Origin of the sequence: Geodermatophilus ruber (genome assembly GCF_900114385.1) — a bacterium.
GTDB lineage: Bacteria > Actinomycetota > Actinomycetes > Mycobacteriales > Geodermatophilaceae > Geodermatophilus > Geodermatophilus ruber.
This window is the reverse complement of the sequence record NZ_FOSW01000016.1, coordinates 45,141-57,957: the sequence shown is the minus strand read 5'-3', so window position 1 is coordinate 57,957 and position 12,817 is coordinate 45,141. Positions and strand designations below refer to the sequence as shown.

The 12,817-nt window shown below is 76.0% G+C and carries 10 protein-coding genes; 5 read left to right on the top strand and 5 right to left on the bottom strand.

From position 1 onward, the window contains the following. Positions 1–5 precede the first annotated feature (5 nt). A complete protein-coding gene (gene hrpB, locus BMZ50_RS20590) occupies positions 6–2,486 on the top strand; it encodes an ATP-dependent helicase HrpB (RefSeq protein WP_091328988.1) in 2,481 nt (826 codons plus the stop codon). A 43-nt stretch (positions 2,487–2,529) separates the two neighbouring features. Here the strand turns inward: hrpB and BMZ50_RS20585 are convergent, their stop codons facing one another. The 5 genes from BMZ50_RS20585 to BMZ50_RS20565 all read right to left on the bottom strand — a co-directional run bounded on the left by BMZ50_RS20585 (position 2,530) and on the right by BMZ50_RS20565 (position 8,453). Then, on the bottom strand, positions 2,530–4,989 hold the full coding sequence (locus tag BMZ50_RS20585; protein ID WP_091328985.1) for an ABC transporter permease: 2,460 nt from the start codon (positions 4,987–4,989) through the stop codon (positions 2,530–2,532). Position 4,990: 1 nt separating this feature from the next. Next, positions 4,991–5,764, bottom strand: coding sequence for an ABC transporter ATP-binding protein (locus tag BMZ50_RS20580; protein ID WP_245753772.1), 774 nt, complete (start codon positions 5,762–5,764; stop codon positions 4,991–4,993). 168 nt (positions 5,765–5,932) lie between these two features. Further along, positions 5,933–6,631, bottom strand: a complete 699-nt coding sequence (locus BMZ50_RS20575; protein ID WP_091328981.1) for a response regulator — start codon at positions 6,629–6,631, stop codon at positions 5,933–5,935. Between the two features lie 52 nt (positions 6,632–6,683). Then, positions 6,684–7,871 (bottom strand): sensor histidine kinase, encoded by a 1,188-nt coding sequence (locus tag BMZ50_RS20570; protein ID WP_091328978.1) that lies wholly within the window; start codon positions 7,869–7,871, stop codon positions 6,684–6,686. A gap of 78 nt (positions 7,872–7,949) precedes the next feature. Beyond that, complete coding sequence (locus tag BMZ50_RS20565) at positions 7,950–8,453, bottom strand: MarR family winged helix-turn-helix transcriptional regulator (RefSeq protein ID WP_091328975.1); 504 nt, start codon at positions 8,451–8,453, stop codon at positions 7,950–7,952. Positions 8,454–8,547: 94 nt separating this feature from the next. Between BMZ50_RS20565 and BMZ50_RS20560 the strand changes: the two genes are divergently transcribed. From BMZ50_RS20560 to typA, 4 genes are all read left to right on the top strand, one after another. Continuing rightward, positions 8,548–9,111: a YceI family protein gene (locus tag BMZ50_RS20560; RefSeq protein ID WP_091328973.1), complete on the top strand. Its 564-nt coding sequence runs from the start codon at positions 8,548–8,550 to the stop codon at positions 9,109–9,111. Between the two features lie 384 nt (positions 9,112–9,495). Further along, the gene (locus BMZ50_RS20555; RefSeq protein ID WP_091328971.1) at positions 9,496–10,191 is read left to right on the top strand and encodes a DsbA family protein; all 696 of its coding nucleotides are present in this window, start codon (positions 9,496–9,498) and stop codon (positions 10,189–10,191) included. Between the two features lie 107 nt (positions 10,192–10,298). Then, positions 10,299–10,652, top strand: a complete 354-nt coding sequence (locus BMZ50_RS20550) for a hypothetical protein (protein WP_091328969.1) — start codon at positions 10,299–10,301, stop codon at positions 10,650–10,652. A 102-nt stretch (positions 10,653–10,754) separates the two neighbouring features. Continuing rightward, positions 10,755–12,644 (top strand): translational GTPase TypA, encoded by a 1,890-nt coding sequence (gene typA, locus BMZ50_RS20545; protein WP_091328967.1) that lies wholly within the window; start codon positions 10,755–10,757, stop codon positions 12,642–12,644. Positions 12,645–12,817: the final 173 nt, after the last annotated feature.

The window sequence follows — 12,817 nt, the reverse complement described above, 5'->3', positions numbered from 1 at the left end:
GCGGCGTGCTGCCACCGCCGGGGACGCCGGGAACCGACCTCCCCGTCCGGGCCGTGCTCCCGGCCGTGGCCGCCGCGCTGGCCGGTGCGGGCAGCGCGGTGCTGGTCGCGCCGCCCGGCACCGGCAAGACCACCCTGGTCCCGCTGGCGCTGGCCGGGCAGCTCCCGGGGCGGGTGCTGGTGGCCGAACCGCGCCGGGTGGCCACCCGCGCCGCCGCCCGCCGGATGGCCGCGCTGCTCGGCGAGCCGGTCGGCCGTTCGGTCGGCTACAGCGTCCGCGGGGACAGCCGGCGCAGCGAGGACACCCGGGTCGAGGTCGTCACCACCGGGCTGCTGGTGCGGCGCCTGCAGGCCGATCCGGAGCTTCCCGGGGTGGCTGCCGTCGTCCTCGACGAGTGCCACGAGCGGCACCTGGACACGGATCTGGCGCTGGCGTTCGTCCTCGACGTCCGCGCCGCGCTGCGCCCGGAGCTGGCGCTGCTCGCGATGTCGGCCACCGCGCAGGCCGGCCGGCTGGCCCGGCTGCTCGGCGCAGCCGCCCCGGCGCCGGTGGTCGAGGCGAGCGGCACCCTGCACGACGTCGAGCCGGTGTGGTGCCCGCCCGAGCCCCCCGTGGCACCGCCGCACGGCGGCCGGGTCGACCCGCGGCTGCTCGACGCCGTCGCGGCGACCACCCGCCGGGCCCTGGCCGAGACCTCCGGCGACGTGCTGGTCTTCCTCCCCGGCGCCGCGGAGATCGCCGGGGTCGGGAGCCGGCTCGCCGGGGTGGACGCCGACGTCCGGCCGCTGCACGGCCGGCTGCCCGCCGCCGAGCAGGACGCGGCACTCGTCCCCAGCCCCCGCCGGCGGGTGGTGCTCGCCACCGACGTGGCCGAGAGCAGCCTGACCGTGCCCGGGGTGCGGACCGTCGTCGACGCGGGGCTGGCCCGCGTGCCGCGGTTCGACGTGTCCCGGGGGCTGGGGACGCTGGTCACGGTCCGGGTGTCGCGGTCCTCCGCCGTCCAGCGCGCGGGGCGGGCCGGGCGCGAGGGACCGGGCCGGGTGTACCGGCTGTGGTCGGAGGCCGAGCACGCCCGCCTGCCGGCCGCCCCGGAGCCGGAGATCGCGGTCGCCGACCTCACCGGCCTGGCCCTGGAGCTGGCCTGCTGGGGCGCTCCGGACGGCCGGGGCCTGGCGCTGCCCGACCCGCCGCCGGCCGCCGCCTTCTCCGTCGCGCGGGCCGCGCTGGCCGGGCTCGGTGCGGTGGACGGGAGCGGCCGGGTCACCGCCCGCGGCCGGTCGCTCACCGCCGTCGGCGCGCACCCCCGCCTGGCGCGGGCGCTGCTGGACGGGGCCCCGCGGGTGGGCCGGCGGCGCGCGGCCGAGGTCGTGGCGCTGCTCTCGGCCGACCTCCCGGCCGGCTCCGACGACCTGGTCGCCGACTGGCGCACGCTGCGCGGAAGCCGTAGCGGGGCGGCCGCCCGCTGGCGTGAGGAGGCCGGCCGGCTCGCCCGCGCGGCCCCACCGGCACCGGACGCCGACCTGCCCGACGACGTCGCCGCCGGCCTGGTGGTCGGGCTGGCCCACCCCGAGTGGCTGGCCCGCCGGCGCCCCGGCACCGAGCGCACCTATCTGCTGGCGGCGGGGACCGGCGCGGAGCTGGCACCCGGTACCGCGCTGGGCGGTGCGGCCTGGCTGGCGGTGGCCGCGGCCGACCGGGCTCCGGGGCGGCGCGACGCGCGGGTGCGCCAGGCGGTAGCGGTGGACGAGGCGACCGCCCGGGAGGTCGGCGGGCCCACCGAGGGGCCCGAGGTGGGCTGGCGGGACGGCGACCTGGTGTCCGCCCGCGTCGAGCGGCTCGGCGCGATCGTGCTGGCCGAGCGCCCGTTGCCGGACCCGGACCCCGCCGCGGTGGCCGCCGCGCTCGCCGAGGGACTCCGCCGCGAGGGGCCGGCGCTGCTGCGCTGGACCCCCGCCGCCCGGGCGCTGCGCGAGCGCCTGGCCGCCGCGCACGCCGGGCTCGGGGAGCCGTGGCCCGCGGTGGACGAGGACGCCCTGCGGGAGGCCCTCACCACCGGCCCCGCCCTCGCCGTCGCCCGCAGCCGGGCCGATCTGGACCGGATCGACGTGGTCGCGGCGCTGCGCTCGCTGGTGCCCTGGCAGCTGGCCGGCCGGCTCGACGAGCTGGTGCCCGAGCGGGTCGAGGTGCCGACCGGGTCGCGCATCCGGGTGGACTACTCCGATCCGGAGGTGCCCACGCTGTCGGTCCGGCTGCAGGAGGTCTTCGGCTGGGCGGCCGCACCTCCCGTGGCCGGCCGCACCCTCCGGTTGCAGCTGCTCTCACCGGCGAACCGGGTCGTGGCGACCACCTCGGACCTGGCCGGCTTCTGGGGCACCGGCTATCCCGCCGTCCGCAGCGAGCTGCGCGGCCGCTACCCGCGCCACCCCTGGCCGGAGGACCCGGCGACCGCCCCCGCGACCCGGCGGGCCGCCCCGCGCGGCCGCTGAGCGGAGTGGATCCGTGGGCGTGACGCGCACGGATCCACTCCGCTCAGCTCGCGATGGCGGCGACCGGCGAGGTGCGGGCGGCGCGGCGGGCCGGCAGCACCGAAGCCAGCAGCCCCGCCACCGTGGCGACGGCGACGATCACCGCCACCTGCAGCCACGGCACGGTCACCACGACCCCGCCGGTCATGCCGAGCGCCGACGCCGTCCCGGTCAGCCCGTAGATCCCGCCGAGGACGACGCCCAGCACCGCGGCCACCCCGGACACCAGGACCGCCTCCCACGCCAGCAGCCCGCGCAGCTGCCGCCGGGTCAGCCCGAGCGCCCGCAGCAGGCCGTTCTCCTGTCGCCGCTCGACGACCGACAGCGCCAGGGTGTTGCCGACGCCGATCAGGGCGATGACCACCGCGACCCCGAGCAGGCCGGTGACCACCAGCAGCAGCATGTCGAGCACCTCGTTCATCTGCTCGCGCAGGCTGACCACCCCCGTGACCTGCGCGTCGGTGACCGCGGTGCCGACCGTGGCGGTGACCGCGTCGACCACCGCGGCCGGGTCCCCGGCGTCGTCCAGGCGCAGCCACAACTGGCCGACCGTCGCGTCGGGGACCAGCGCGGTCAGCTCGGCGGCGGTCAGCAGCAGCGGGCCCTCGGCGATCACCTGGGCGCGCAGCGACAACCCGCCGCCGGGTCCGGTCAGCTCCAGGGGGGACCCGTCGGTCACCGCCCAGGAATCGGCCATCCACTCCGGCAGCAGCACCTCACCGGCGTCGGGCAGCGGGGTGTCGGCGGTCGAGCGCAGCACCGGCACGGCGGTCGACACGTCGACCCCGTAGGCCGCCCACTCCTGCCCGTCGGGACCGGTGAGGAGCGCCGTCGGCAGCGCGGCACCCTGGGCGACACCCTCCACCGCCTGCAGCCGGCCGAGCAGTGTCCCGGGCAGCTCCCCGGACAGGCTCTCGACGACGACGTCGGCGGGGTAGGCGGCGGCCAGCCCGGCGGTCGCGGTGGCCCGGGTCGACGCGGTGCCCACCACCATCGCGGTGGTGAGCGTGACCCCGATGAGCAGCGCGGTGGCGGTGGCCGCCGTGCGCCGGGGGTTGCGGGTGGCGTTGCCCGCGGCCAGCCGGGCGGGCACCCCGCCGATCCGGGTGACCAGCCCGCCGGCCGCCCGCACCACCGGCGGCACTGCCCGCTGGGCGAGCAGCACCACGCCGAGGAAGCTGGCCACGCCGCCGGGCAGGGCGACGAACACGTCGGACATCAGCACGCCGAGGGCGAGCAGGCCCGCACCGGGCAGGAGCAGCAGCAGGCCGAGCAGCAGCCGCAGCAGCCCCGCCCGGGAGCGCAGCGGCGCCGGGCCGGTGGGGCGCAGCGCGGCCAGCGGCGCCACCCGGGTCGCCGCCCGGGCGGGGGCGAACGCGGCGAGCAGCGTGGTCAGCGTGCCGACCGCGAGCCCGGCGACGACGGCGAGGAGCGGGACCGCCAGCCCGGACAGCGGCACCGGCGACTCGACGCCCTCGGCCAGCGCCGAGACCGCCGCGGCCAGCCCGATGCCGGCGCCGACGCCCAGCGCGGAGGCGGCCAGGCCGGTGAGCGCGGCCTCGCCCAGCACGCTGCGGCGCACCTGCCGGCCGGTGGCACCGACGCAGCGCAGCAGCGCCAGCTCGCGGGTCCGCTGGGCGAGCAGGACGGCGAAGGTGTTGGCGATGACCAGCCCGGCGACGACCACCGCGACGGTGCCGAAGACCAGCAGGATGGCAGTGAGCGCGAAGGAGTTCCCGAGCATGCTCGCCGCGCGCTCCTCGGCCTGCTCGGTGCCGGTGCGCACGGTCAGCCGCCCGTCCAGCGCGTCGCGGACCGCGGCGGCCAGCAGCTGCTCGTCGGCGCGGGGCCAGCCGGCGACCCGCACCTCGGTGGGATCGACCGCCCCCCAGGCCTGCGCCTGCTCGGGCACGACGTAGGCCCGGCCGTACAGCCCGGCACCCGGATCGCCGCCCAGGTCGACGACGCCGGTCACGGTGACCGTGGTGGTGGACTCGGTGCCGTCGGCGGCGACCGAGACCGCGGTCAGCTCATCGCCCACCGCGGCGCCGACCCGCTCGCTGACCGCGACCTCCCCGGGCCGGTCGGGCAGTGCGCCGTCGGCCAGCTGCTGCCAGCGCAGCGTGGGGTCGGCCGCCACCGCGGAGACGTCGAGGTACTGGCTGCCGGTGCGGCCGGGGACCACCGCCTGCACCGCCACCTCCCACTCCGGGGCGATCGCGCGCACGCCCTCCACGGTGCGCAGCGTCTCGACGTCGTCGGCCAGCGAGGAACCGTCCTCGGTGCTGATCACCACGTCGGCGCCGAGGTACTGGGCGCCCGCCGCGGTCAGGACGGTGTCGCGGGTGGTCTGGTTGAGGACGAGCGTGGCCACCACGAACGCGACGGCGAGCACGACGGCCAGGCAGGAGGCGACCAGCCGCGCGGCGTGCGTGCGGATCTGGGCCAGGACGACCGAGCGCACCTCAGGCGCCCAGCCCGCGCAGCGCGGAGACGACGGAGTCGGCGGTGGGGTGCTCGATCTCGCCGGCCAGCCGGCCGTCGGCGAGCAGCACGACCCGGTCGGCGTAGGCCGCCGCGATCGGGTCGTGGGTGACCATCACGACGGTCTGGCCCGTCTCGCGCACGCTGCTGCGGAGCAGGTCGAGCACCTCCGCACCGGCCCGGGAGTCGAGGTTGCCGGTGGGCTCGTCGGCGAAGACGACGTCGGGCCGGGGGAGCAGCGCCCGCGCGACGGCGACCCGCTGCTGCTGGCCGCCGGAGAGCTCCGAGGGGCGGTGCCGCAGCCGCTCGCGCAGACCCAGCCGGGCGATCACCGCGTCGAACCAGGCGGAGTCGGGACGGCGGCCGGCCAGCTGCAGCGGCAGCACGATGTTCTCCCGGGCGTCGAGCACCGGCAGCAGGTTGAACGACTGGAAGACGAAGCCGATCCGCTCGCGGCGCAGCCGGGTCAGCTCGTCGTCGCGCAGCCGGGTCAGCTCGGTGTCGCCCAGCCACACCTGCCCGCCGGTCGCGGCGTCCAGCCCGGCCAGGCAGTGCATGAGCGTCGACTTGCCCGACCCGGACGGCCCCATGATCGCGGTGAAGGCGCCCCGGGCGAAGGCGACGTCCACCCCGGCGAGGGCGTGCACGGCGGTCTCCCCGCTGCCGTAGGTCTTCGTCAGCCCGGTGGCGCGCACGGCGGCGGCCGCTGAGGGCGGCTCGCCGGGGACGGTCATGACGGGAACGGGTGCGGACACGGGGCGACCTCCGGAAGGCGTGGACGGGAACGGTGATCACGCTGCCGGTCGGGGGGTGCTCGTCGCGTCGGAGCACGGGGCGATCGTGGTGCCAGCCTGTGGTCTGACCAGGCGTCATCCCCCGGTCGGACAGTCCGGTGCCCGCCCCGGCCTGAGGGGCGACCGCGGTCAGGCGGGGGCGTTGCGGAGCAGGTCGGCGGGCTGCACCAGGCCGGTGCGGTAGGCCAGGACGACGGCCTGCACCCGGTCGCGCGAGCCGGTCTTGGCCAGCACCCGCCCCACGTGGGTCTTCACCGTCGCCTCGCTGACCACGAAGTGCGCGGCGATCTCGGCGTTGGTCGCGCCGTAGGCCATCTGCACCAGCACCTCGCGTTCGCGCGGGGTGAGCTCGACCAGGGCCCGGTCGTCGGGGGCGGCCACCGGCGCGGCGCCGCGCAGCATCGGCGCGACGTGCTGCAGCAGCCGGCGGGTGGAGCTGGCCGCGATCACCGAGTCGCCGGCGTGCACCGTGCGGACGGCGGCGAGCATCTCCTCCGGCGGCGCGTCCTTGAGCAGGAAGCCGCTGGCGCCGGCACCGATGGCGGCGACCACGTACTCGTCGAGGTCGAAGGTGGTCAGCACGACCACCCGCGGCGGGTCGGGCAGCGCGGTGACCCGCCGGGTCGCCTCGATGCCGTCCATCGACGGCATCCGGATGTCCATCAGGACGACGTCCACCGGCACGCGCTCCAGCACCCCGACCGCCTCGGCGCCGGTGCCCGCCTCGCCGACCACGGCCAGGTCGGGCTGGGAGTCGATGACCATCCGGAAGCCGGCACGGACCATCTGCTGGTCGTCCACCAGGGCCACCCGGATCGGCTCGCTCATCGGTCCACTGCCTTGCCCGACTCCGCGCTCGCTCGTTGCTCGCTCGCTGTCGTCATCGCCGGGCAGGGTAGGGGAGGACGGCGTGCACGCCGAAACCACCGCCCGGGCGGGGACCGGCGTCCAGCCGGCCGCCGTGCAGCCGGGCGCGCTCGCGCATGCCGACCAGGCCCTGGCCGGCGCCGTCGGCCTCGACCATCGCGGCCGAGGCGCCCCGCCCGTCGTCGAGGACGGAGAGCTCGAGCGCGTCGGGGCGCCAGTGCAGCCGGACCCAGGCGCGGCTGGCCGGCCCGGCGTGCTTGAGGACGTTGGTCAGCGACTCCTGGACGATCCGGTAGGCGGCCAGCTGGGGGCCGGCCGGCAGCTCCCGCGGCGCGCCCTCGACGAGCAGGTCGACGTCCAGCCCGCTGGTCCGCACGTCCTCGACCAGCCCGGAGACCGCGGCGACGTCCGGCTGCGGCGCGTACTCCTCGCCGCCGTCCTCGCGCAGCACGCCGAGCAGGCCGCGCATGTCGGCCAGCGCCTGCCGGCCGGTGGCCGCGATCGCCTCGAGCGCGCCGGTGGCCGCCTCGGGGTCGGTGCGCCCGGCGTACCGGCCGCCGTCGGCCTGGGCGATGACCACCGACAGGGAGTGGGCGACGACGTCGTGCATCTCCCGGGCGATGCGGGCCCGCTCCGCGGTGGCGGCCAGCCGCATCTCCTGGTCGCGCTCCAGCTCCAGCAGCCGCGCCCGCTCCTCCAGCTGGGCCATCCGCAGCCCCCGGGCCCGCCGCAGGTCGCCCAGCGCCCAGGCGGCGACGACGGCCACGCCGATCGAGCCCGCCGTCACGATCAGCGCGTCGCCGGCGTTCGCGGAGAAGAAGCGCAGCGCGGCGAGGACGGCGCCGAACAGCCCGATCGCCAGCCCCGCGCGCCCCGCCCACCGCGGCGCGTAGGCGGCCAGCGCGTAGATCATGAGCAGCGCCGAGACGTTGGCCGCCAGGAATGTCTCGACGGCGACGAGCTCGAGCAGCCCGGCGGCCACGACGACGGCGGCGGCCGGGATCGGCGCCCGCCGCCGCCACGCCAGGGGCACGGTGAGCAGCAACCCGATGAGGAACGCCTGGGACGGGTTCGACCAGTAGCTGCCCGCGGGCAGGACGACGGTCGCGAGGCAGGTGAGGGCCGCGAGCGCGACGTCGACGTGGAACGGGTGGTCGCGCAACCACGCGGCGAGGTGTTCGAGCGGGGGGCGGCCGTCCATCGCGACGACCCTAGGCAGCCCGCGGTGGGGCGTCGTCCACCCGTGGGGGGATCCGCGCGTCAGCCCGGGGGACCAGCCTCAGCGGGCGGCGAGGTGGCGCAGCAGCGTCTCGCCGAGGTCGCGCATCGCCTCGACCTGCTCGGGGGAGAGCTGGTCGAACAGGTGCGTGCGCACGCTCTCCACGTGCACCGGCGCGGCCGCCTCCAGCGCCTCGAAGCCGTCGTCGGTGAGGACGGCGAGCTGCCCGCGGCCGTCCTCCGCGCAGACCTGCCGCCGGACCCAGCCGCGTTCCTCCAGCCGCGAGACCGCGTGCGAGAGCCGGCTCCGGGAGGACAGGCAGCGGTCGGCCAGCTCGCTCATGCGCAGCATCCGGCCGGGGGTCTCCGACAGTGCGACGAGGATCTCGTAATAGGCGTGCGAGATGCCCGTCTCGTGGGTGAGCTCGCGGTCGAGCCGGTCCAGCACCAGCTGCGCGCTGTACAGCCAGGCGCGCCAGGCCTTCTGCTCCTCGGCGTCGAGCCAGCGCGGCTCGCCCGCCGGGCGGGCCCGGTCATTCGGCGCCCCGTGCGCGACCGCGGTCATGCCACTAGGGTACTAGCGGAATGATTGAGCCATCAACTAGGCTGCGGACCGAGCAGAAAGTCAAACGCTCAACCAGACTTCGGAGGGACTTCCCATGACCAGCACCGCCCACGTCCAGATCCCCGGCTACGTCGTCGGCACCTGGGACATCGACGCCACCCACTCGACCGTCGGCTTCGTCGTCCGGCACATGATGGTCAGCAAGGTCCGCGGCTACTTCCGCGACTTCTCCGGCGAGATCGTCACCGCCGAGGACCCGACGCAGTCCAGCGTGACCGCCACCATCGACCTGGCCTCGATCGACACCCGGCAGGAGCAGCGCGACGCGCACATCCGCTCCGCCGACTTCTTCGACGTCGAGAACCACCCGCAGATGACCTTCCGCTCCACCGGCGTCCGCGCCGACGGTGCCGACTGGATCGTCGACGGTGAGCTCACCCTCAAGGGCAACACGAAGCCCGTCTCGCTGGCTCTGGAGCTCGAGGGCTTCGGCCCCGACGCCTACGGAGGCACGCGCGCCGGCTTCTCCGCCCGCACCGAGATCTCCCGCGCCGCCTTCGGCGTCGACATCGCGATGCCGATGGACGGTGGCGGCGTCGTCGTCGCCGACAAGATCGTCGTCGAGCTCGAGATCCAGGGCGTGCTCCGCACCGCCTGACGCCCGCTGCAGGGTCCCGCCGCGAGCCTGCGAGCGGTGGGGGGCAGTGGGTATTTTCCGAGGGGCCTGGGCGAGCGCCGCCCAGGCCCCTCGTCGTATCCGCGCAGCCGTACCGGGCCGACGCCGATCGGCGTGCGGAATGGCGCGCAGGGCTTCCGGCACAGGTCCTGCCCGTCCTGGTACCGCGCCTGCCGGTGGAACTGGTCGGCGGCGGCTCCGGCGGTTCCCAGGAGGTTCCCAGTCGCTCCCCAGCGGATCCCCGGCTCCGGGGAGCAGCGTCGGCAGCGTGTCGGAGGACCGGCCGGTCCCCGTCGTCCCGTGGCCGGTCGTGGGCGGCGCGGGGGTCGCGCGGGTGCCGGTCCGGCCGTCCGGAGGGAGGTCGGGATGCACCCTGGACGAGGCGCCGGCCGGAGTGGCCACCCCGCGGTGCGGGTCGCCGTCGCCGTGGCGGTGCTGATGGTCGCCGTCCTGACCGTCATCGCGGTCCAGTCGCACGGGCCGGCGCGCAGCGACGCCGCCGTGCCCGCCGGCGCGGTCGACGGCGGGACGGCGTTCGTCGCGGGCTCGCCCCGCGCGCCGGTGACCGTCGACGTCTACGAGGACTTCCAGTGCCCGGTCTGCAGCCGCTTCGAGGCCGAGACCGGCGGCACGCTGGCCGTCCTGGCCGCGCGCGGGACGGCGCAGGTGCGCTACCACCCGATCGCCGTCCTCGACCGGGCTTCGACCGACCGGTACTCGACCCGGGCCCTGAACGCGGCGGCCGTGGTCGCCGACGCGGCAGGCACGCGGGCGTTCCTGGCCTTCCACGACCTGGCGTTCGCCCACCAGCCGGCCGAGGGCAGCCGCGGGCTGACCGACGCGCAACTGACCGCGCTCGCGGCGCAGGCCGGAGCCGATGGCGCCGCCGTCACCCACGGCATCACCCACCTGCGGTTCGCGGAGTGGACCCGCCAGGTCACCGACGACGCGAGCCGGGCCGGGGTCACGAGCACTCCCACCGTGCTGGTCGACGGGAAGGCGCTGGCCGACCGGACGGCGGCCGGCCTCGCCGCCGCCGTCGCTGCCGCGACCCGGAGCTGACGGAGCTCCGGCCGGAGGCGTCGGCCCGCCCCGTGCGCCCCTGGCCGGCGGAAGAACCGGCCCGGCCCGCGCCGGGAGGCGGACGCGGGGAGGGGAGACTGGGCGGCATGACGAGCTCGACCCTGACCCGCGCCCGCACCCGCTTCCCCTCCGCCGTCCTCGTCGCGGTCGGGCTGGCCGCCGGCTTCGGCGTCGCCCAGAGCACCGGCATCCGGGCGCTGGGTGGCGCGCTCTTCGCCCTCGGCGGCCTGGGTGCGGCGTGGCTGTGGGTGCAGCGGCGCGGCTGGGCGGTCGCTCTCGGCCTCGGTGGGCTCTACGTGGGTGCGTTCGTGCTGGCCCACGTGCTGGCGCTGGGCGTGGGGATGGCGGCCTGGCTGGCCGTGAGTCTGGTCACGATCGCCGCTGCAGGGGTGACGTTCGCGGTGGCCGACCGGCCGCAGGCAGCGGTCACCCGGCGCTGAACACCTAAAGTGGGAAGGTCGCCGGGCCGGCGGCCGTTACACCTGATGCCCCGCGCGCGACCGTGCGGCGGCTCCCCGAACTCTTCCGAGGTGCCCTTCCGCATGCCCACCCGCGACGACCTGCGCAACGTGGCGATCATCGCCCACGTCGACCACGGCAAGACGACCCTGGTCGACGCCCTCCTCCGTCAGGCCGGAGCCCTCGGCCGCGCCAAGGGCGAGGGCACGGACGCCGACACCACGCAGGACCGCGTCATGGACTCGATGGATCTCGAGCGTGAGCGCGGCATCACCATCCTCGCCAAGAACACCGCGATCCACCTGGCCGACGAGAACGGCAACCCCGTCGTCGTCAACATCGTCGACACCCCCGGCCACGCCGACTTCGGGGGCGAGGTCGAGCGCGGCCTGTCGATGGTCGACGGTGTCGTCCTGCTCGTGGACGCCTCCGAGGGGCCGCTCCCGCAGACCCGCTTCGTGCTCCGCAAGGCGCTGGGCAAGGGGATGCCGGTCATCCTGGCGGTCAACAAGACCGACCGCTCCGACGCGCGGATCGACGAGGTCGTCGACGAGACCTACGAGCTGTTCATGGAGCTGCTCGAGGACAACGGCCTGGACCCCGATGCGCTCGAGTTCCCGATCGTCTACTGCAACGGGCGCACCGGTCAGGCGTCGCTGAACCGCCCGGAGAACGGCACCGTGCCGGACAGCCCGGACCTGGCGCCGCTGGTCAAGACGCTGCTGGAGACCATCCCGGCGCCGAGCTACGACGCCGAGGAGCCGCTGCGCGCGCAGGTCACCAACCTGGACGCCTCCCCGTTCCTGGGGCGGCTGGCGCTGCTGCGCATCCACTCCGGTGAGATGAAGCGCGGCCAGCAGGTGGCCTGGTGCCGCACGGACGGCACGGTCAAGAACGTCAAGATCACCGAGCTGCTGATGACCGAGGGCCTCACCCGGACCCCGGCCGAGAGCGCCGGCCCCGGTGACCTCGTCGCCATCGCCGGCATCGAGGACATCATGATCGGCGACACCCTCGCCGACCCGAACGACCCGCGCCCCCTGCCGCCGCTGACCGTCGACGAGCCGTCGATCTCGATCACCATCGGGATCAACACCTCGCCGATCTCGGGCAAGTCCGGCAAGAAGCTCACCGCCCGCCTCATCAAGAACCGGCTCGACCAGGAGCTGGTCGGCAACGTCTCGGTGCGCATGCTGCCCACCGAGCGCCCCGACACCTGGGAGATGCAGGGCCGCGGCGAGCTGGCGCTGGCCATCCTCGTCGAGCAGCTGCGCCGCGAGGAGTTCGAGCTGACCGTCGGGCGGCCGACCGTCGTGACCAAGGAGATCGACGGCAAGCTGCACGAGCCGGTCGAGCGGGTCACCATCGACACCCCCGGCGAGTACGTGGGCACGCTGACCCAGGCGCTGGCCACCCGCCGCGGGCGCATGGAGAACCTGGTGCACCACGACACCGGCTGGGCGCGGATGGAGTACATCGTCCCGTCCCGCGGGCTGATCGGGTTCCGCACCGAGTTCCTCACCGAGACCCGCGGCACCGGCGTCCTCAACCACAACCTCGAGGGCTACGAGCCGTGGCTGGGCGACATGCGCGCCCGCCCGACCGGCTCGCTGGTCGCCGACCGGCAGGGCGTGGCGACCTCGTACGCGATGTTCTCGCTGCAGGAGCGCGGCTCGATGATGGTCGCCCCGGGCACCGAGGTCTACGAGGGCATGATCGTCGGGGAGAACTCCCGGCCCGACGACATGGACGTCAACATCACCAAGGAGAAGAAGCTCACCAACATGCGGTCCTCGACCGCGGAGGAGCTCGAGCGGCTGATCCCGCCGCGGATCCTGAACCTGGAGCAGGCGCTGGAGTTCTGCGCCGAGGACGAGTGCGTCGAGGTCACCCCGGCCGCCGTCCGGGTGCGCAAGGTGATCCTCGACCAGAGCGAGCGCGGCAAGGCCAAGAACCGCAAGCCGAAGGCCTGACCCCCTGCGCGCGAAACCCCCTGTCCGCACCCGCGGGCAGGGGGTTTCGCGCGTACCGGGCCGGGAGGCTGCCGTGATCGTTTCGTTACCGGCCGTGATGACGAGCCGGGGCCCGGCGACCCGCCCATCCGCGGCTCGCCGGAGCCCCCCGCTCCCGCTGCCTACGGTCGCCT